Here is a 21836-nt window from a genome sequence, read left to right on the forward strand (position 1 = left end):
GAGGAACAAGGATGATCATTGAAGCAGGAAAAAAATATTATACAGAGCTGAACCGTGAGATAAAGGCAGCAGAAGATCGTGAGATTACCATCAAGGGGGTTCTGGGCCAGCGCTATATCGGTACCGGCGTTAAGAATAAGGACATTACAGTTTACGGCACACCGGGAAACGCCATGGGCGCATATCTTAGCGGCACGAATATCACCGTTTACGGCAACGTGCAGGATGCAGTGGGAGACACCATGGATAACGGCGATATCGTGGTCTACGGAAACGGTGGCGATACCCTGGGCTATGGAATGCGCGGCGGCAGCATCTACATCCGCGATAACGGGGGCTACCGCGTAGGCATTCATATGAAAGCCTATATGGAGCACCAGCCTGTGGTGGTGATCGGCGGTAAGGTTGGCTCTTTTTTGGGCGAGTATCAGGCCGGCGGAACCATTGTGGTTCTGGGGCTGGGCGTGGACGGCGCTTTTCCGGCAGGCGGCTACTGCGGCACGGGTATGCACGGCGGAGCAATGTATATCCGCAGTGATGTGCCGCCGACAGAGCTGGCACCGCAGGTAGTGGCAGAGCTGTGTACGCCTGCAATGCTGGAGCCAGCCATGGCCTGTATTGAAAACTACTGTCATTATTTTGACGCTGGTATTAAGGAGATTTTAGCAAAACCCTTTTATAAATTGACACCAGGTGCCAACAATCCTTATAATGATTTATATACAGCGTATTAAGGAGAGAGAAAATGAATCTTGGCAAAAAAACACTCGATGCGGTCAGCTATATCGAGGAAAATGATATTAAATTTATCCGGATGCAGTTCTGTGATATTTATGGACAGAGCAAAAATATTGCCATATCCAACGAGCAGATCGAGCGTGCCATCCTCTATGGCGTGCCCTTTGACGCCAATTCTGTGGCGGGCTATCTGGACGCGGATCATTCTGACCTGATCCTGCATCCGGACCTGTCTACGCTTCAAATTCTGCCCTGGCGGCCGCAGCAGGGAAAGGTCGCCAGAATTCTCTGTGATGTGAAATATCCGGACGGTACGAATTTTGAGGGCGACAGCCGTTATATATTGAAGGAGCAGATGAAAAAAGCCGAGAAGCTGGGCTATCGCTTTAACGTGGGCGCAGAATGCGAATTTTTTCTGTTCCGCCTGGGTGAAAACGGAGAGCCGACCAGAGAGCCGGTTGACAGCGCCGGCTATTTTGACCTGGCCCCCTTTGACCGGGGCGAAAATACACGGCGGGAGATTATCCTGACACTGGAGGAAATGGGCTTTGAAATCGAAAGCTCCCATCATGAATCGGCCCGGGGACAGCACGAGATCGACTTTAAATACAGCGGCGCCCTGGAGTCGGCAGACAATATTATGACCTTTAAAACAGTGGTCAAAACCATTGCCCAGCGCAACGGCCTGCATGCTACCTTTATGCCAAAGCCCCTTAACGGGCAGCCAGGCAGCGGCATGCACATTAATATGTCTCTTATGAAAGAAAACGAAAATGTCTTTACCAGTGATTTCGGCGGGCTGACCGATGAAGCCAGATGGTTTGCCGCCGGTGTGCTCGCACATATCCGTGGAATCAGCGCTGTATCCAATCCGCTGGTCAATTCCTACAAGCGCCTGATGGATGGCTATGAGGCGCCTCAGACTGTCAGCTGGGGCTATGGCTCCCGTTCGCCGCTTATCCGTATTCCGGCCGCTGTGGGCGATTACTGCCGTATGGAGCTCAGAAGCCCGGACCCTGCCTGCAATCCCTATCTTACCTTTGCGCTGATTCTGGCTGCCGGCCTTGAGGGCATTGAAAAGAAACTGCCTCTGATGAACCCGCTGGGGGAAGCACCCGCAAAGCTTCAAAAGCTGCCCATGACATTAAGGGAGGCGCTGGGAGAAATGGAAAAGGACACCTTGGTAGCAGAAGTTCTCGGCGAGAAAACAGCACAGAAATATATTCAGCTCAAAAGCTGGGAATGGAGACAATACATCGGAATGGTCCACGAGTGGGAAATCGACCGTTATTTTTCAACCTTCTGATTTAGGAAAAACAAAAATCTGAAGGAAGGGGGGATGAAATAATGAGTAATGTGTTGTTGGTATGCAGGCAGAATGAGATAACAAAAGCACTGACAGAGATCATGCGGGGCATGGAGTTTAGCATGGTCGACGCAGTTCCCTCCGGCAGTGAAGGCCGAAGGCGCCTTCAGGAAATTGAGTATGATATGGTCATTATCAATACCCCCCTGGGCGATGAATTTGGCATAGAGCTGGCCCTTGATACCATCGAAAAGTATCTGATCGGCGTTGTGCTTATCGTGAAAAATGAGCTGGCAGACCAGGTGGAGGCCAAGCTGATGGACACAACGGCTTTCGTGGTGTCTAAGCCCATCAACCGCCAGCTTTTGACCCAGAACATCAAGTTTGTACTGAACTCAAAGGCAAAAATGCAGCGCCTTAAGGAACAGAACGAAAAACTGCAGAAAAAAATGGATGATATTAAGATCATTTACCGGGCTAAGCTGTGCCTGATGGGCTACCTGGACATGACCGAGGAACAGGCTCATCGTTATATCCAGAAGCAGGCCATGGACATGCGGATATCGCCCCGGCAGGTTGCCGAGAACCTCATACGGACCTATGAGCGTTAAAAAGATTTAAAGAACCTGTTTATTCCTCTGGAATAAGTGTATAAATACTAACAGAACGTCTTGTTTCAAGGAGGAATAAACAAAATGGGTAAATTAAAAGGAACGAAAACACTGGAAAATCTGATGAAGGCATTTGCAGGTGAAAGCCAGGCACGCAACCGCTATACTTTTTTTGCGTCAAAAGCTAAAAAGGAAGGCTATATTCAGATCCAGAACATTTTCCTGGAAACAGCAGCCAATGAAAAAGAACATGCAGAAATGTTCTACAAATACATCGTGGAAAATGAAGGTCTGGACGGCGAAGCCATGATGGTTGGTTTTACTGCGGAATATCCTGTCAGCCTGAGCGACGACACCCGCACCAACCTGATCAACGCCGCAGCCGGCGAACGTGAAGAATGGAGCGACCTGTACAATAACTTTGGAAAAACCGCTGAAGAAGAAGGCTTTAAAGACATTGCGGCTACCTTCAAATATATTGTAGAGGTTGAAAAGGCCCACGAAGCCCGCTATTTAAAATTAGCTGAAAACATTGAAAAGGAACGTGTATTCAAACGCTCAGAATCCGTTAAATGGAAATGCGGCAACTGCGGCTATATCAGTGAAGGCAAGGAAGCACCAAAGGTATGCCCGGCCTGCAAGCACGGCAGAGAATACTTTGAATTGTTTGTGGAAGCTTATTAAAAAATCATTTGGGACGAAAAAGGCTCCGGAGATCAGAAAAACTGACTCCGGAGCTTTTTTTGAAAAATTTTAAGACAGTTTTGTTATAATCGTTGGACAAAATAAAGGGAGGAATAAAAAATGTTTTTAGATACAGCTAATATTGAGGAAATCAGAAAGGCTATGAAAACCGGTGTTTTTAAAGGGGTTACCACCAATCCGACAATTCTTCTTAACGAGCGGACCCCCAGAGCGGAAAAGGTGCGCGAAATTCTGGAGGAAGGAGTGCCTTTTATCTATGTGCAGACCATCGGCGAAACAGTAGAGGAGCGTCTGGAGGACTGTGAGACCATTCTGGCTCTCGACGGCGAGGGGCGAACCGGCCTTAAAATACCAATGGACATCGCAGGACTGGAGGTGGTAAAGCAGATACGCGAAAAATATCCAGACTGTAAGATTCTGGGAACAGCCGTTTACTCTGCGGATCAGGGGATATTTGCTGCGCTGGCAGGCTGTAACAGTATTGCGCCTTATATTAACCGCATGTCCAACAATGACCTGGACCCTTACAAAGCCGTTTCCATCATCCGCGATTTTATTGATGAGCGCCAGCTGAACTGTGAGATTCTCGGCGCAAGCTTTAAGAATACCAATCAGGTTATACAGACCCTGGCCTCCGGCGCCCATTCAGTCACCATCCCTTATAATATCTTTGAAAAGATGATGAACAAAGAGCTGGCAGTTTCGGCCATCGAAACTTTTAACAGGCATGGCGAGATGCTGAAGGAAAAATACTAAATCAATGCTGCAGCACCGTAGAGGTGCTGTTTTTTTGTCATTCAGGCGGCCAAACATGTTATTTAAGCGGTGCAAGACTTTGGTGTTCTCTCCTGTGCTATAATGGAAAAAACATTTACAGGAGAGGGAAATGAAGATTAAGAAAATTTTAGCCGGATTAATGGCCATGACGCTTTTGATGACAGGCTCCATGGGAGGTACTGGAATCGGGCGCGTCTTTGCAGAAACAGCAGAAGCTGGCGGTCTTATCGAGAGCTATAAATGCGGGACGCCAGAAGCTTACCCTGTAGCCTTTTTAGTGTTGGATGAAAATGAAGCGCAGCTTGGAGACGGCATATCGCCAGCGGTTGATGAGGAAATTACCGGGACTGTTTTTGTACCAAAGTCAGTGACGGATTATGGCGATTTTGAGGAGGTCAGGGTTTACGCGGTGAAAGCCATTGGCGATTATGCCTTTAGCGGGTGCGGTAGTCTTGAAAAAGTACAGATTGAGGGCGAGGTTGCGCTTTCATCCCATGCTTTTGACGGCCTGCCTGAGACGACAGTCTTTGAAACCAGCAGCAGGGAGACTAAGAAGGCGCTGCTGCGTTATGGAATAGAACCCAGCCGCATACACTACACCGGAGTGCGGACAAATTATGTGGCCTTTGGCGACAGCATTGCCGCAGGGTACGCACTGCCGGGGTACAAACACGGTACGCCGAATGATGACCGTTTTCCAACGCCAGAGGGAGCCTTTGTCAGGAATCTGGGGGAAATGCTGAACGCCCAGGAGGGGCTGGCTCTTACCTCCAATCAGGCTGTATCCGGCTGGACCAGTGAACAGCTGCTGAAGGCTCTGCAAAGCGGAGAGTATGCTGGACTGCTGAAGGACGCCGATGTGGTAACCGTAACCATTGGGTCAAACGATCTTTTGGGCCCTTTCATTAAAATTGTAAAGGAAGCCATTGACGATAATTTCAGTAAAAAGGTCAGCGAGCTGGAGTTCCTGTCTGCCGAGGCGGCGGAAGGCCGGAGCAGTGACGCGTGGTTAAGGGAAAGGCAGAATAGTCTGGTCACTGAGATTGCCAATACCCTCAGCCAGCTCAATGAAACATTAAAGGATAACCCTGAGCTGTTGGCAGGCTGTGAGAATTTTAGAGAAAAGACTCAGCCGGCGATTTTGAACACGCTGCATGAGCAGGCTCCAGAGGCTGAAATTTACTGGAACACATTGTATAATCCTTTTTATGGAGAAAAAGTTGATCTGAGCCAGCTTTTTCCAGAGCTTGCGAAGCAGCTTCCCATGATCTTTAAGCAGTTTGAAGCCATTGACCTGAGCGCCGATGGCGCTTACTATATTGAAAAAATGAATCAGGCTTTTCTTCAAAATACAGAGGGCTACCATTCTGTTGACATCTATGAGGAATTTAACCATCCTGACCTGACCAATGTTGAAATAAAAAATATTGACGGAAAACTGTGCCTGAACTTTGATCCCCACCCAAATCTGGAAGGACACCAGTTAATCACAGACCTTTATACTCCTGTTATCCAGAAAACCTACACCTCTGATGACCCAGCGCCAGATCTTTCAGCGGAAAAGGCGATCACAGGGTTTAAGCTTGGCGAAAACGCAGGAACAATTGATAAGGATGTGTATAAGATTACTGTAAAGGTTCCATGGAATACGGACCTGAGCCGGCAGACTGCTGTGTTTGAGGCCAGTGAAGGCGCAGAGGTCCGAGTCGGTGAAGCCCTTCAGATAAGCGGCCATACCGTCAATGATTTTACCGAACCGGTGGACTACACAGTTATCGCAGAGGATTTAACAAGTCAGATATATGAAGTAACTGTAGAGATGGAGAATCTGGCAGCGGTCACTGAGGCTGGTGCCGGTACCTTAAACAGAGATGGGGGCGGCAGTGTGAAAACCGGGATGGCTGGAAGCCATAACGCCGCAGCCATTTTTACAGTGCTGTTCATCTTGTTGGCTGGAGGCATAGGGTATATGTGGTGCATAAAAGGATACGGTAAAAAATAGATATAACAAAAAGCAGGGGCGTCAGAAGAGGTGCCGGCAGCCTTTCAATCCGATGCTTCGGAAAGGGAAGGAAATCCCTGTTAAGTTTTTATAAAGGTACCGGCAGTAACAGAGACTGCCCAAAAACGGGAGAAAATCCTGAGAACTAAAATTGTCATTAAGATTATTTAAATTTTTCTTCAAAAGATCTTGATTTTTTTATCAGAATGATCTATAGTATTGTTAGCACTCTAAGATAACGAGTGCTAACAATAACGAAACGAAAGTGAGTGGAGATTATGGCTAAAAAGCAATTCCAGGCAGAATCCAAACGCCTGCTGGATTTAATGATTCATTCGATTTATACAAACAAAGAGATTTTTTTAAGAGAGATCGTCTCAAACGCAAGCGACGCGATTGACAAGCGTTACTTTAAAAATATGTCGGAGGGTGGCAGCGGCCTTTCAAGGGAAGACTACGCGATTCACATTATTCCGGATAAGGAAGCAAGAACGCTGACCATCACCGATAATGGTATCGGGATGACCCAGGAAGAGCTGGAAGAAAACCTTGGTATTATCGCCAACAGCGGCTCTCTGGAATTTAAGTCTGAACATGAAGCTCAGGAAGATATTGATATCATCGGCCAGTTTGGTGTCGGATTCTATTCTGCCTTTATGGTCAGCAAGGACATCAAGGTCCGGACAAAGGCAGACGGCAGCGATGTGGCTTATGAATGGGAATCCGAAGGCGCGGAAGGCTACACCATTGAAACATGTGATAAAGATGAGGTCGGGACTGAAATCATCCTGACACTTATGGACGATACAGAGGATGAAAAATACAGCCAGTACCTGGAAGAATACCGTCTCAGAGAACTGATCAAGCGCTATTCCGACTATATCCGCTACCCTATTAAAATGGAAGTGGAAAAGAGTACCCTGGTAGAAGCCTCAGAGGAAGAGAAAGCCAAAGAAGATTACGAACCACAGTATGATACCTACCTGGAAGAAGAAACCCTCAACAGCATGGTGCCGCTGTGGAAAAAGAATAAAAGTGAAGTCACTGATGAGGACTATAATAATTTCTACAAGGAAAAATACTATGACTATACCGATCCTGCCAAGGTTATCGCAACCCATGTAGAAGGGGTGTGTACCTATGATGCGCTGCTGTTCATCCCATCGAATGTTCCGTATAATTATTTTTCAAAGGAATTTAAAAAAGGCCTGCAGCTGTACTCCAGCGGCGTGCTGATTATGGACAAATGTGAGGATCTGCTGCCAGACTATTTTGGTTTTGTCAGAGGTTTGGTCGATTCACAGGATCTGTCCCTGAACATTTCCAGAGAAATGCTTCAACAGGATCGTCAGGTCATGGCCATTGCTCAGCGTATTGAAAAGAAAATCACCTCTGAGCTTATGGACATGCAGAAAAAAGATCGTGAAAAATATGATGAATTCTATAAAAACTTCGGCCTGCCACTCAAATTTGGTATGTACGAAAATTACGGCATGAACGCCGATAAGCTTAAAGATCTGGTTATGTTCTACAGCTCCAGCGAAAAGAAAGCAGTCACCTTTGCCGAGTACGTGGGCAGAATGAAGGAAGACCAGAAATATATCTACTATGCCTGCGGTGATTCCATTGAAAAGATTGGAAAAATGCCGCAGATCGAGATGCTCTTAGACCAGGGCTATGAAGTGCTCTACTGTACTGATGACGTGGACGAATTTGCGCTTAAGAGCCTCATGAAATATGATGAAAAAGAATTCCGTTCCGCTTCCGACGATGATCTGGGTATCGAACAGTCCGAAGAGGCTAAAAAAGAATCCGAAGCCAAAAATGAAGAAAATAAAGATTTAATGACCGCCATCAAGGATGCCCTGGACGGTAAGGTAAATGCTGTTAAACTGTCCACGAGACTGAAAAGTCATCCGGTATGCTTCTCGACAGAGGGAATATCATTAGAAATGGAAAAGGTCTTAAACGCACAGCCCATGGGCGGTGACGTCAAAGCCGACAAGGTTCTCGAAATTAATGGAAGCCATCCGGTGTTTGATGCCTTGAAAAAAGCTTATGAGGACAAAAACAACGATAAGCTGAAAAAATACGCCAACCTGCTTTATGACCAGGCTATGCTTATTGAGGGCATGACCATTGAGGATCCGGTAGAGTTTGCGAGATCTATTTGTGAGCTGATGGTGTAACGCTGATCAGGAAAAATAATAATTTAAAAGCCCCATTCTTGTAGAGAATGGGGCTTTTGTATTTTTTGAAAAAGGTTATGGCACTTCATCGAGAGAATGAAAGTCATCTTCAAAATGAATGTTGTCAAGATCGATATAGCGCATAAGCTTATTACAGTGCTTTATATTTTCATCAACAATCTCAGGAGTAACACCAGCCAACCGGACAGAAATAGTTGATAAAAAGTCGGTAAATTCTATGGAAATTTCTTTGTTGGGGGAATTGTAGATATCCTGATAAAGGGCTTTTCGGGCGCCGTATTCAGCAATGGTCAGTTTTCTGAACATTTTTGGCTGTATGTCGAGATCAAACTCCAGAATAATGGCAGACATGGAGCTGCGAATATAATCATGCGTAGCATCAAGATAAAGCTCTTTTTCACGGAGAAGACTGTACAGTTCTGAGGCCGCGGGGGCCTCAAAAATTTTAATGAAAAAAATACGATTGAATAATATGTGCATTTGAAACTGGTTCTCAATCATAAAGCCAAGCTTTTTGTTTAAAAAACGACGGATATAAAGAATGAAATCGTGAAATATCTGACCGACAATTTCTTCTTTTTTAAAATAATAATTCACCAGGCCAACTGAAACGCCAGCTTTTTCAGCGATTAACGCAATGGTTGTTTTACGGTAGCCTAGTTCCAGGAAAAGTGCCTTTGCCGTATATAAAATATTTTCTCTTTGTCCCTCATCTGTATTTTTGTATGTATCCATTGACCATCCTCTAAAATGCTTTGTGGTTATTCATTATACTATATTATTTTCAAAAGTACACGTGAAATTTGGCATTAATCAATATTTAAAATAGTAAAAAAATAAATTAAACAAAAAAACATTGACAAGAAAACGAGTTCATTGTATCATACTGAATATAGAATTGAATATTCAGTTTAAAATTCAGTCAGGAGGGGACATGATGAATAAAAACGTGGATCAGTTGTATGAAGAAAGGGAAAAGAGGTATATTCAGGCTGTTGATTTGGAGCAGCCGGACAGGGTTCCTCATGAAACAAGGTTTGGTGAGTACTGGGCCATTAATTACGCGGGCTATCCTATCAAGGGGAGCGCGGTAGATCCAAAGATAATGGGAGAGGCAATGGAGAAAATTGCTCAGGATTTTGCGACAGATACATGCCCATCTTTGTTTTCAAGAAATCCTTTGTTTTACAAATCATTAAAATCAATTAATTTTACTGAAAGTAAAACTGGGATAATGCAGCATCCGGAAGTCAGCTGTATGGATCGTTCAGAGTATGATGCTTTTATTAAAAACCCATTTGGGTTTATTGTGGACAAGGTTTTGCCGAGAGTCTACAAAGCTTTGGATTCGGAGGGAGCTGGTTATGGGATGTCGCTTGTCCGGGCGATGAATATACAGACTGATATGACCACCCCGATTTTAATGGAGGCAGGACGTGTCAGTAAGAAATATGGTCTGCCTCTGACAGGTGCAGGACTGGTTGAAGCGCCGATGGACTATATTTCGGATATGATTCGCGGATTTTCAGAAATTACAATGGATATTCGGAGATGTCCGGAAAAAGTTGCGGCAGCAGCAGAAGCTGTATTACCACTGATGGACCGATTAGCAGCCCAGCTGCCTGCGGTAAAGGGGAAACTCATCAGCATTCCACTTCATATGCCTGTTTTTATGCGTGAAAAAGATTTTGCAAAACTTTGGTGGCCGACTTTTAAAGAAATGGTAGAGCGTATGGCGGCGAGAGGGCAGTATATGCGCATTTATTTTGAAGGTGACTGGACACGCTATTATGACTATCTTCAGGATCTTCCAAAGGGACACATTCTAGGCGCCTTTGAATATATGGATCCGCAGCTGGCTAAAGACAAGCTGGGTAAGACCATGTGTATTACTGCTGGTTATGATGTGTCATTGCTTCAGTATGGCACAAAAGAAAAAGTTATTGATGAGGCAAAAAAATTGATGGATGTTCTGGCGCCGGGCGGAGGCTATATATTTACTGTTGCCAAAGGGATTACCTATCCAAACGACGGAACGCCGGAAAATGTAAGGGCGCTGTATGAATTTGTAGAATCCTACGGGAAATATTAGGAGGGAAGGCAATGGAAGAAAATACAAAATATCTGGCAACATGGAAAGAATACTGTGAACAAAATGAAATTGATTATGAGGAAAACAGCTATCTTGAACCTTACTGGCAGGTAGCCCAGGAGAAGCTGTTTGGATTTGTCATCAAACTGTTAATATGAACAAACGGATTTTATACGCTATGATAGGCAAAATAAGGAGATCGAGATGAAAAAATTAAGTAATTACATAAAATTTTCATATGGCTTTGCAGATTTATGTTTTATTTTTATGGTTACATTTTCAAATACATATTATCTGGTTTTTTTTACAGAGGTATTGAAAATCTCTCCAGTTCAGGCGGGGGTTATTATGACCTTTGGCCGTATTTTGGACACGATCAGTGTTCCGATACTCGGACCGATCATTGAGAAAAGCAATTTTAAATGGGGACGCTACCGTTCATGGATACTCATTGGTTCGTTCTTTATACTTCTTTTCAACACAATTATGTGCGCAAACCTGACAGGACTCCCAGAGGGCGCCTACATTGTGCTCTATACAATTTTCTATGCGGCATTCTGTATTGCCACGAATGTTTCATACATTGGCTACACATCCTTAAATTCGACGCTGACTGTTGATGCGGCGGAGCGTGTGCAACTCTCCACCTTCCGTGGACAGGGAAACTCTATTGGCAAAATTCTGGCTGGCTGGTGTTTACTGCCTTTAATCTATCTGGTTGCTGGCGCTCAGGAAATGACGGTACAGGGATTTTTTATCACGGCTTTGCTATTAGGGCTTCTGACAGTTTTAGGATATGGAAACCTTTTTGCAGCCACAAAAGACTACAAGGATTCAGGCGTTACTGTCAAGGGTGGTAAGGCCGAAAAAGTTACAGTTGCACAGATGTTTAAACAGGTGGTAACAAACCGTCCGCTTTTGGCGATTTTAGTCGCAGATGTGTGCAGAGTATTAACGACCTTGCTGATTGTTGCAATGTTCCCTTATTTTTATATCTATGTTGTCAAAAATCCGGATATCATTCCAACATTTTTCGGCTTGACCAGTATTCTCATGCTTATTGGGTCAACGCTTGTACCATTTATTACCAAAAAGCTGACTAAAAAACAAACCTATATTTTAGGAATGGTCTGGATTTGTGCAGCGTTGGTGCTCATGTTTTTTAATGCCAGCAATGCGACGCTTGTTTTGGTTATTGCCTGTATTGGTTACGTGGGGGTCGCATTCCCGAATGTTGTCAATACAGCCATGTATGCAGATATCACTGATTACAGCGAATGGAAAACAGGCTATAATGCCAGAGCAGTTATATTCAGTGTTTACCAGCTTTCCATAAAAATTGCGGCGGTATTTTCAACGAGCGTAGCAGCCTTTGGTCTTGGGCTCATCGGACTTCAAAGCGGGGTTGAGCCAACACCGGAAGTAATAGAAGGTATAAAATCACTGGCAATGTTTTTCCCGGCAGGCGTCAGCCTTGTCGCTGTGATTGCGATGCTGTTTTATAACGTCAATGAAAGAAAATTACCAGAATTGCGCGCTGAAATCGCGGAAAGAAAGGTAGCTGACAATTAAAGATTGAGGCAGCGAGTCAACAGACTTATCTGCCGGGAGGTTACCAGATGAAAAAAGACAACAGGCTTTCTTTTTTCGAAACACTTACGATGGCAACCGGTTTTACAATAGGATCAGGAATTATTACGCTGACAGGTATCGGCATTGGAATGACCGGCAGGAGCGTTTTTGTAGCATTTGCAGTGTGTGCTGTCCTGTTTCTGATCTCTTTTCGGCCTCTCTTTATTATGAGCAGCGTTCTTCCCAGAATGAGCGCTGCGTACAGCTACTCTAAAGAGCTGATTACAAAAGAGGCAGGCGGCTTATATGTATATATTTACTTCTTTGGACGGATCACGATTGCGATTTTTGGCATATCCATTGCGCAGTATCTGGCAAGCCTGATCCCAGCGCTTAACAATCCGGTAGGAATGAAGGTGGTGGCGGCAGGTGTCTTAACGTTGTTTTATATCATCAATCTTTTCGGCATAAAAAATGCAGCGATTGTGCAGAATGTTCTCTTTGTCATTTTGGTATTCAGTCTGCTTTCCTTTGTTATTTTTGGCATTGGAAAGGTGGAATCTAACTTTTTTGAACAAAGAGCATTCTTTGTAAATGGATTCGGTGGGTTTTACTCTGCAGTTTCACTTTTATTCTTCGCTGTTGGGGGTGCATATATCATCACGGATTTTGCACCGAAGATCAGAAATCCTGAAAAGGTGATGATGAAGGTTATCTATATCGTTACCATTGGTGTGACGATATTGTATATGTTCATTGGTATTGTGGCAAGCGGTGTGATTCCGCAGGCTGAAGCAGCATATCAATCCCTGGTTGTCACGGCCCGTATCGTATATCCCAGTAATTTGCTTTTCAGCATTTTCATCGTTGGTGGAGCGCTGGGAGCGTTAATCACCACTTTAAATTCAAGCTTTGTGTGGTATTCGAGCTCTTTAATTCAGGCCTGCAAGGATGGCTGGCTGCCAAAGGCCTGGGGAAAAACAAATAAATACGAGGTTCCCTATATTCTGACGACCATTTTCTATATTCTGGGGCTCGTCCCAGCGCTTTTAGGGATGGATTTAACAGTGGTTTCTAAAATTGCGGTTGGTATGACCATTTTGTCAATATTGATCCCGATGGCGGGAATTTTGAAATTACCGGAGAAATATCCAGAAGAATGGAAGCAAAGCGTTTATTCGAAACGTTATCCCAAATGGCGTCTCAGGGTAATGGTGGTCATTACATACCTCATTATGTCCACCCAGGTGTATGCTCTGTTTGCCGGGAATCCGGCAACGGTAAATATCGTAATACTGCTTTATATTTTAGGAACAGGTTTATATTTATTTTTTAAATCAAAATACAAGACACTAAAAACAGAAGGCGAAGGAGAAAAAGATTAGTATGGAAATAAACAAAAACACAGTTGAAAGAAATCAGCTTTATACCGATGTGCGTTCAGGAAAAATTCCCAAGCGTGTGCCCATTAATCTGAATATGGACGCAGCCGCTGCTCTGGAGTATGCAGGCTACAATCTGAATATTCACCAGTTTGATATTAATTATCTGATAAAGGCTATAGAACGTGTCGCGGAGGATTTTGAAAGCGATAATCTTGGTGTCACAACAGTACGGTTCCCGCATTTTTATAAGCTTCTGGGCGCAAGGCATTTTCAGATGGGGAGCGATGGCTTTTTACAGCATCCGGAAATTTCTGTGATGGAGCCTGGGGAATATGACGCATTGATCGAAGCGCCCTACAAATTCCTATGGGATGAGATTATCCCAAGACTGTATAAAGAGCTCGATAAGCCGTGGCCGGAATCCTCTATGTCTCTGGCAAAAGGTTTTTCAAGCTTTTATGTAACAATGGGGAAAATCGGTGCAGCTAAAAATGAAATCTGTCTGAAATATGGTAAATCAAATCTGGGCGGCGCTTTTGCACAAACAGATGCGCCCATGGATTTTATCGCAGACCTGCTCCGGTCCTTTACGGGCATGTCCATGGATATTCGAAGGAATCCGGAAAAAGTTGAAGCGGCCTGTGAAGCGGTCCTCCCATTGATGATCAAGGCAGGGGCCAAGGGAACGCCTGAAGTGCGCGGCGCCTGTATGATCCCGCTCCATATGGCAACCTATATTAAAAAGAAGGATTTTGAGCGCTTCTACTGGCCAACCTTTAAAAAGCTGGTTGAGGAGCTGGTTAAAACCAATACGGCAGTCTCAATTTTTATGGAAAATGATTTTACGCGCTACCTGGACTATATGCAGGAGCTTCCGGAGGGATGCCAGTTGATGGCAGAGTTTGGTGATCCCAAGGTTTTCAAGGAAAAACTCGGTTCAAAATTTGTCCTCACGGGTTTTTATCCTCTGTCGCTGCTTAAGGCAGGTACATTGCAGCAGGTGAAAGATAAGGCCAAGGAAATAATTGATGTGCTGGCTCCAGGCGGAAATTATATTTTCAGCTTAGACAAATCACTGCTTCGGGCAAATGACGCGGATATAAATCTGTATAAAGAATTATTGAATTTTGTTAAAGAATACGGCGTCTATTAAGGAGAAAATAATGAATATTAATTCCGAATATTATAATGATTATGAAGCGAACATTGAAAAATATGAGATTCCCAAGGAAGCAATTCCATATGCCATTGAGGCATTTCAGGGAAATGAAGAGATGATCTTCAGCTTTGCAATGTTTTTGCTGATGTAGCAAAAAATCCCGGTTTTCTTTTAAAAACCGGGATTTTTAAATGCTTAATCGTCCGAAAGCGTGGCTTTGCCAGTCACGACACTGCCGTGCTGCCGGTCAGTAATCACTTTAACAATCTGAATGATCAGGGTAGGCAGGAATGCCAGCAGGATGATCTGGCCGATCTGAGTCATGGAGAGCGGCGCTACAAGGAACAGGGTATTAAGGCCTGGTATAAAAAGCACCGCTGCGAGAAGCAGGACGCCGCCAAAGAAGGCCATGAGTGAATATTTGTTGGTTCCGAACTTCAGCCGGAAAATGGACTCATCACCACGGCAGTTAAAACCGTGGAAAAGACGGGCCAGGGTCAGGGTTGCAAAGGCCATGGTGCTGGCCAGCATGGCGCTGCCGGTCTGATGTCCAAGGTAAAAGGCTGCCATAGTGGCAACAGCGATCAGCAGGCCCTGAGAGACAATGCGCTTGAGCAGGCTGCCGTTTAAAATCGGTTCCTTAGGATTGCGGGGCGGCTGGTTCAAAAGTCCGCGGCGTGAGGGCTCCATGCCAATGGCGATGGCGGGCAGGCTGTCAGTCAGCAGGTTTATGAACAGCAGATGCACCGGGGCAAAAGGGACAGGAAGAGCCATCAGTGAGGCGTATAGCACACAGAGGATACCCGCAGTGTTGCCTGAGAGCAAAAACTGAATGGCATTTTTAATATTGGCATAGATATTACGCCCGTTGATAACAGCCTTGACGATGGTGGCAAAGTTATCGTCAGTCAGGATCATGGATGCTGCGTCCTTGCTGACCTCGGTGCCGGTAATGCCCATCGCCACGCCAATGTCGGCTTTTTTGAGGGCTGGAGCATCGTTGACGCCATCACCGGTCATGGAGACAATCCGTCCCTGGCGCTGCCAGGCGTCGACGATGCGGATTTTATGCTCGGGTGAGACACGGGCATAGACAGAAATGCGGGGAAGCTTTTCGTCCAGCTCGGCATCGGTCATGGCATCGAGCTCAACGCCTTCCACAGCAATGTCACCGTCCTCGAAGATACCGACCTGTCTTGCGATGGCGGTTGCGGTGATCTTGTGGTCCCCGGTGATCATGACAGTGCGGATACCGCCCCGTTTGGCGTCAGCCACAGCCTGGACAGATTCTGGACGCGGCGGGTCGATCATGGAGATCAAACCGACGAACACAAAATCATTTTCATCCTCTATGGACAGATCCCGCACCCCGGGCAGTTCACGGTAAGCGAAGGCCAGAACGCGGAGCCCTTCCTCGGACAGGGAGCGGTTGGTGTTGATGATCTCGCTGCGCTTTTCATCAGTCATTGGCAGGATACCATCGGTGGTGTAAATCCAGTTGGAGCGCTCGAGCATGACATCCAGCGCGCCCTTTGTCAGCAGGGTCGGTACCTTTTCGAGCTCGTGGAGGGTGCTCATGAGCTTGCGGTCAGAGTCAAAGGGCAGCTCACGCAGGCGGGGGTGCTGGCTGCGGTAGGTAGATTCCTCAATGCCGAAGGAATCCCCAATCTGTACCAGAGCCACCTCGGTGGGGTCTCCAATGGAGGTGCCCGCGTTTTCATCTGTGGTGGCGTCGCTTGCCAGCAGAGCGATTTTTAACAGCAGGCGCTGCGCGTCGTTGGTGAGGTCGTAGTCCTCACAGGAGGTGAGCCTGCCATCAGCATAGATTTTCTGGGGGCACATGCGGTTCTGGGTCAGTGTTCCAGTCTTATCTGAGCAGATGACCGAGACAGCGCCGAGGCTTTCGACGGCCTTGAGGTCTTTGATAACCGCGTTCTGTCTGGCCATTTTTTGTGTTCCCATGGCCAGAACGATGGTCACGATGGAGCTGAGCGCCTCAGGAATGGCGGCTACAGCCAGGGCAACCGCGAACATCAGGGAATCCAGTACCGGCATGTGGCTGCGGAAAACGGAGAGCATGAAAACCACCACACAGACGGCCAGAATAATGACAGCCAGTTTTTTGCTGAAATTATCAAGACTGGTCTGAAGCGGCGTTTTCCGCTGCTGTGTCTGGTTCATGAGAGAAGCGATTTTGCCGAGCTCTGTGCCCATGCCCGTGGAGGTGACAACAACGGTTGCCCGTCCATAGGTTACAAGTGAACCGGAGAAAACCATGTTGATCTGGTCGCCGAGGGCTACCTTTTCAGACGGAATGGCATCGGCGGTTTTGTCAACACTTTCGGATTCACCAGTCAGTGAGCTTTCATTGACCTTGAGTGAAAAATTTTCCAGGATACGTCCGTCGGCAACCACCAGGTCGCCGGCCTCCAGCAGCAGAATATCACCGGGGACCACCTCCTGGGAGGGGATCTCAAGGCGCGCGCCGTCGCGGATCACCCGGGCAACGGGCGAGGACATGGCCTTCAGACTCTCAAGGGATTTTTCAGCTTTGACATACTGAACGGTGCCGAGTACGGCGTTTAAAAGTAAAACAGCAAAAATAACAATGGTGCTTTCGCTTTCGCCCGAAAGCAGGGAAATAATGGCGGCAATGGTGAGGATAACCACCAGCAGATCTTTGAACTGCTCCAGAAAAACCACAGCGACGCTTTTTTTCCTGCCCTCTGAAAGCTTGTTGGGGCCAAAGGTTTTGGTCCGGCTTTCAGCCTCGGCAGTGCTGAGGCCCGAGGGCGAGGTGTGCAGCTCGTCCAGTGTTTCCTGCGCAGAACGGTTAAAAAAGGTTTCTGACATTATCGATACTCCTTTGTTAAGATTGTGTACACCGGAAGCACCAAAAAAAGACTTCCGGCAGCCCTTTTGCCAGGCTGTCGAAAAGTCTCGTTACCAAAAAAGATAGGCGCACACCGCCAGGTTAAAAACCGTGGTGTTGACGGCGCGTCTTAAACTACTCCCTTTTCAACTGTTAGTGCATTATAGCAGTTTTTGCGGCACTGCGTCAATGGGTGAATGTTAAATTTGTGTTAAATTTAAGATCGCTATGGGAAAGGCTGCGGCAGCGTTTTCTTTAAACGGGTTGCTTAAGGAAATTTCAGACTTACAAATCCAATAAAAAAAGCCTTGACGGCTAAAATTTATTATGATAAGATATTAAATTGCATTAGAAGATAAAATTGTGCTATTTATGTGACCGACAGAAGTCAATAAATAGGAACAAAATTAAAATAGACTTATGGATGGGGCGCGGGTTTGCTGATCAAAGGCAAACCAAATGCTTGATGAATTGAATTCTTAAGCAGGCTGCGCTTTTTCAGGCTGATCAAAGGTTTGAAATTCGTCTTGGTCCATTTTTATTTTTTCGCGACAATTCCCGAAATTGGGGAGGATTACCACTCTATAAATAGTACCACAATTTTGCGACAAAGAAAAGAGCATATGCGTAAAAAGTGTATTTTGAAAATGCCGAAATAATTTGCAAGGGGTGATAATGGATGGTTATGGTGCATCCTGTACAATACGGATTAAGAACCAGACAGAGCTTCTCAAAGATTAAAGAAGTCCTTGAGATGCCGAACTTATTAGAAGTACAGCTCGATTCCTACAAATGGTTTATTGAAAAGGGCCTCCAGGAAGTGTTTGACGACATCCACGAAATTACAGATTACACTGGTAATCTGGTGCTGCAGTTCGTGGACTACGCCATTGAGGGAGAACCGAAATACAGCATTGAGGAATGTAAGGAACGGGATCAGACTTACTATGTGCCTTTAAAGGTGCGTGTCCGTTTAATCAATAAAGAAAAGAATGAAGTAAAAGAACAGAAGGTCTATATGGCCGACCTGCACAAAATGACCGATACCGGGACTTTTATCGTCAACGGAGCGGAACGTGTTATCGTCAGCCAGCTGGTACGTTCTCCGGGTGCTTACTACACCCTGACCCGTGATAAGCTTGGTAAAAAGCTCTATTCTGCACAGGTTATCCCGAACCGCGGGGCCTGGCTGGAATACGAATCCGATTCCAACGATATCATGTACGTCAAGATTGACCGTACCCGTAAGCTTCCGATTACAGCGCTGCTGCGCGCCTTTGGTCTGGGCAGCAACGAGGAAATCCTCGAGGTGTTCGGGGATGACTACCGTCTGCTGGAAACCATCAAGAAAGATGAAACCGCAGGCATGAAGGACGAACGTGACGGTCTTCTGGAAATTTACAAGAGACTGCGTCCGGGCGAGCCGCCGACAGTGGAAAGCGCCCAGTCACTGCTGAACTCCATGTTCTTTGACGACCGCCGCTATGATTTAGCCCGCGTCGGCCGCTATAAATACAATAAGAAATTATCTCTGGCTACCCGTATTACCGGACAGGTCGCCGCCGAGGATGTCATTGATCCTGAAACCGGTGAAGTCCTGGCAGAGGAAGGCCAGATCTTTAAAAAGGACGTTGCATGGCAGATCCAGAATGCCGGAATCAATGTGGTCAATGTCAAGGTCCTGCATCAGGGTGAAGAAAAAATCGTCCGCGTCATCGGTAATGGCTTCGTTGATATTCATACCCAGGATATCCCCTTTGATATCAGCGATCTGGAAATTAAGGAACTGGTTTGCCGCGAAGCGCTCATGCAGATCCTTGATAATGACGAAATGACTGATGAAGAAAAACATGATGAAATTAAGAACCACATGGAACGTTTGGTGCCAAAGCACATTCTTCAGTCCGACCTCTTCGCGACGGTTTCTTATTTTATCGGCATCGACTACGGCATCGGGAATACCGACGATATTGACCACCTTGGCAACCGCCGCCTCCGTTCTGTTGGCGAGCTGCTGCAGAATCAGTTCCGTATCGGCCTTTCCCGTATGGAAAGAGTTGTCCGTGAAAGAATGTCTGTTCAGGATGATGAGATCCTGACGCCGCAGGGGTTAATCAATACCCGTCCGGTAAACGCAGCGCTGAAGGAATTCTTCGGGAGCTCCCAGCTGTCACAGTTTATGGACCAGAATAACCCGCTGTCTGAGCTGACACATAAGCGCCGTCTGTCCGCCCTTGGACCTGGCGGTCTCTCCCGTGAGCGCGCCGGCTTCGAAGTCCGTGACGTTCACCACAGCCACTATGGCCGTATGTGTCCGATCGAAACGCCTGAAGGCCCGAACATCGGCCTGATCGGTTCGCTGGCGACCTTCGCGCGTGTCAATGAATATGGCTTTATCGAATCCCCCTACCGCAAGGTCATCGACGGGGTGGTAACTGACGAGATCCACTATCTCTCAGCCGATGAAGAAGGCCAGTACGCCATTGCCCAAGCCAATGAGCCGCTGGATGAAAATAACCGTTTTGTCAATGAACAAATCACCGGTCGTGCCGGCTCCAGCCGTGACTTTGTCACCGTTGCGCCAGACCGCGTCGATTTTATGGATATCTCGCCGAAGCAGGTTGTATCTGTGGCGACTGCCCTTATTCCTTTCCTTGAAAATGATGATGCCAACCGTGCCCTCATGGGCGCCAACATGCAGCGTCAGGCTGTGCCACTGCTTATTCCAAAGGCGCCGGTTGTCGGGACAGGGATGGAGCACAAGGCCGCTAAGGACTCTGGTGTCTGCGCCATCGCGGGGGAAGCCGGAACCGTTGAGTTTGTGGATGCTGATCATATAAGAATCCGCAGAGACAGCGACGGCAGCCTTGAAAAGCATAAATTATTGAAATTCAAACGCTCCAACCAGGGAACCTGTGTGAATCAGAAGCCGCTGGTTGTCCAGGGACAGCGTGTAAAAGCCGGCGAAATCATCGCCGATGGTCCTTCCACTGAAATGGGCGAGCTGGCCCTTGGCCGTAACGCTCTGATCGGGTTCATGACTTGGGAAGGCTACAATTACGAGGATGCTGTTCTCATCAATGAAAATATGCTGAAAACGGACAAATACACATCCATCCATATTGAAGAGTTTGAATGTGAAGCCCGTGAAACCAAGCTCGGACCAGAGGAAATCACCCGTGATATTCCCAACGTTGGGGAAGACGCTCTGCGAAACCTTGACGAACGCGGGATTGTCTTTGTGGGCGCCGAGGTAAAATCCGAAGATATTTTAGTCGGCAAGGTCACACCAAAGGGTGAAACGGACCTTTCCGCAGAAGAAAAACTGCTGCGCGCCATCTTTGGTGAAAAGGCCCGTGAAATCCGTGATACCTCATTGAAGGTGCCCCACGGTGAAGCTGGCATTGTCGTTGACGTGAAGGTATTCTCAAGAGCCAATAAGGACGAGGACTTAAAACCAGGCGTCAACACCATGGTGCGTGTTTACATTGCGACCAAGCGTAAGATCTCTGTTGGGGATAAAATGGCCGGCCGCCATGGGAACAAAGGGGTTGTCTCCCGCGTTCTACCTCAGGAAGACATGCCGTTCCTGCCGGACGGTACTCCGCTTGATATCGTGCTGAACCCACTTGGCGTACCTTCCCGTATGAACATCGGACAGGTACTGGAAGTTCATCTGGGGATGGCAGTGAAGGCCCTTGGCTGGCATATCGCCACACCGGTATTTGACCCGGCCAATGAAGAAGACATTGAAGAGCTTCTGGAAAAGGCGGATCTGCCGAGCGATGGTAAGATTAAGCTGTACGACGGCCGCACCGGCGAACCCTTCGATAATCCGGTAACCGTTGGTTATATGTACTACTTAAAACTCCATCATCTTGTTGATGATAAAATGCACGCCCGTTCAACCGGACCTTACTCCTTAGTTACCCAGCAGCCGCTGGGTGGTAAAGCCCAGTTCGGTGGACAGCGTTTCGGGGAAATGGAAGTTTGGGCCCTTGAAGCCTACGGCGCGGCCCATACACTCCAGGAAATCCTGACCATTAAATCCGATGACGTCGTCGGCCGTGTTGCCGCTTACGAAGCCATTGTCAAGGGTGAAAACATTCCGAAACCAGGTATCCCAGAATCTTTCAAGGTACTCATGAAGGAATTCCAGAGTCTGGCCCTGGATGTGCAGATCCTCAATGACGACGAAGTCGTCGAAATTCTGGACGGTGACTTTGCAGACGATCCAGTCGAAGAGCTGGCCAACGAAATCGGCGGTGAACCCGATGCGAACATTGCGACCGAGGATGATTACGCGGGAGCGGATATGATCTCCATCGTCGACGCCGAAGATATCGACAATCCGGATTCATTAATGTAACGGCTGTGTCGTTGTGTTGAATTGAAAATTGACAAGTT

The 21836-nt window shown here is 46.7% G+C and carries 16 protein-coding genes; 14 read left to right on the forward strand and 2 right to left on the reverse strand.

All coding sequences use genetic code 11. The features are described from left to right. The first annotated feature begins 11 nt into the window (after positions 1–11). From BUC22_RS20475 to htpG, 7 genes are all read left to right on the forward strand, one after another. Entirely contained in the window at positions 12–734 is a 723-nt protein-coding gene (locus BUC22_RS20475) for a GltB/FmdC/FwdC-like GXGXG domain-containing protein (RefSeq protein WP_013382444.1), read from the forward strand. 11 nt (positions 735–745) lie between these two features. Beyond that, the gene (glnA, locus tag BUC22_RS20480) at positions 746–2044 is read left to right on the forward strand and encodes a type I glutamate--ammonia ligase (RefSeq protein WP_013382443.1); all 1299 of its coding nucleotides are present in this window, start codon (positions 746–748) and stop codon (positions 2042–2044) included. Between the two features lie 41 nt (positions 2045–2085). After that, positions 2086–2655, forward strand: coding sequence for an ANTAR domain-containing response regulator (locus tag BUC22_RS20485; RefSeq protein ID WP_013382442.1), 570 nt, complete (start codon positions 2086–2088; stop codon positions 2653–2655). A gap of 84 nt (positions 2656–2739) precedes the next feature. Beyond that, positions 2740–3339, forward strand: coding sequence for a rubrerythrin (gene rbr, locus BUC22_RS20490; RefSeq protein WP_013382441.1), 600 nt, complete (start codon positions 2740–2742; stop codon positions 3337–3339). Between the two features lie 120 nt (positions 3340–3459). Then, positions 3460–4116 carry a transaldolase family protein gene (locus tag BUC22_RS20495; RefSeq protein ID WP_013382440.1) on the forward strand — a complete coding sequence of 219 codons (657 nt, stop codon included), beginning with the start codon at positions 3460–3462 and terminating at the stop codon, positions 4114–4116. A gap of 130 nt (positions 4117–4246) precedes the next feature. Then, on the forward strand, positions 4247–6139 hold the full coding sequence (locus tag BUC22_RS20500; RefSeq protein ID WP_013382439.1) for a GDSL-type esterase/lipase family protein: 1893 nt from the start codon (positions 4247–4249) through the stop codon (positions 6137–6139). Between the two features lie 278 nt (positions 6140–6417). Beyond that, on the forward strand, positions 6418–8328 hold the full coding sequence (htpG, locus tag BUC22_RS20505) for a molecular chaperone HtpG (RefSeq protein WP_013382437.1): 1911 nt from the start codon (positions 6418–6420) through the stop codon (positions 8326–8328). Positions 8329–8403: 75 nt separating this feature from the next. Here the strand turns inward: htpG and BUC22_RS20510 are convergent, their stop codons facing one another. Next, positions 8404–9084, reverse strand: coding sequence for a TetR/AcrR family transcriptional regulator (locus tag BUC22_RS20510; RefSeq protein WP_013382436.1), 681 nt, complete (start codon positions 9082–9084; stop codon positions 8404–8406). A 199-nt stretch (positions 9085–9283) separates the two neighbouring features. On the opposite strand from BUC22_RS20510, the gene BUC22_RS20515 reads away from it, so the two are divergent. Genes BUC22_RS20515 through BUC22_RS22185 form a run of 6 tightly spaced genes read left to right on the forward strand, consistent with a single transcriptional unit; the run spans position 9284 to position 14708 of the window. Further along, entirely contained in the window at positions 9284–10441 is a 1158-nt protein-coding gene (locus BUC22_RS20515; protein WP_013382435.1) for a uroporphyrinogen decarboxylase family protein, read from the forward strand. A gap of 11 nt (positions 10442–10452) precedes the next feature. Further along, positions 10453–10599, forward strand: a complete 147-nt coding sequence (locus BUC22_RS22180; RefSeq protein ID WP_013382434.1) for a hypothetical protein — start codon at positions 10453–10455, stop codon at positions 10597–10599. Positions 10600–10645: 46 nt separating this feature from the next. Next, positions 10646–12013 (forward strand): MFS transporter, encoded by a 1368-nt coding sequence (locus BUC22_RS20520; protein ID WP_013382433.1) that lies wholly within the window; start codon positions 10646–10648, stop codon positions 12011–12013. Between the two features lie 47 nt (positions 12014–12060). Further along, entirely contained in the window at positions 12061–13398 is a 1338-nt protein-coding gene (locus BUC22_RS20525; RefSeq protein WP_013382432.1) for an APC family permease, read from the forward strand. Between the two features lies 1 nt (position 13399). Then, positions 13400–14551, forward strand: coding sequence for a uroporphyrinogen decarboxylase family protein (locus tag BUC22_RS20530; protein WP_013382431.1), 1152 nt, complete (start codon positions 13400–13402; stop codon positions 14549–14551). A 10-nt stretch (positions 14552–14561) separates the two neighbouring features. Beyond that, entirely contained in the window at positions 14562–14708 is a 147-nt protein-coding gene (locus BUC22_RS22185; protein WP_013382430.1) for a hypothetical protein, read from the forward strand. Positions 14709–14752: 44 nt separating this feature from the next. On the opposite strand, the gene BUC22_RS20535 is transcribed toward BUC22_RS22185, so the two are convergent. After that, entirely contained in the window at positions 14753–17410 is a 2658-nt protein-coding gene (locus BUC22_RS20535; protein WP_013382429.1) for a cation-translocating P-type ATPase, read from the reverse strand. A gap of 704 nt (positions 17411–18114) precedes the next feature. Between BUC22_RS20535 and rpoB the strand changes: the two genes are divergently transcribed. Continuing rightward, complete coding sequence (gene rpoB, locus BUC22_RS20540) at positions 18115–21798, forward strand: DNA-directed RNA polymerase subunit beta (protein WP_050814121.1); 3684 nt, start codon at positions 18115–18117, stop codon at positions 21796–21798. Positions 21799–21836: the final 38 nt, after the last annotated feature.

Source organism: Eubacterium callanderi, assembly GCF_900142645.1.
GTDB classification, from domain to species: domain Bacteria; phylum Bacillota; class Clostridia; order Eubacteriales; family Eubacteriaceae; genus Eubacterium; species Eubacterium callanderi.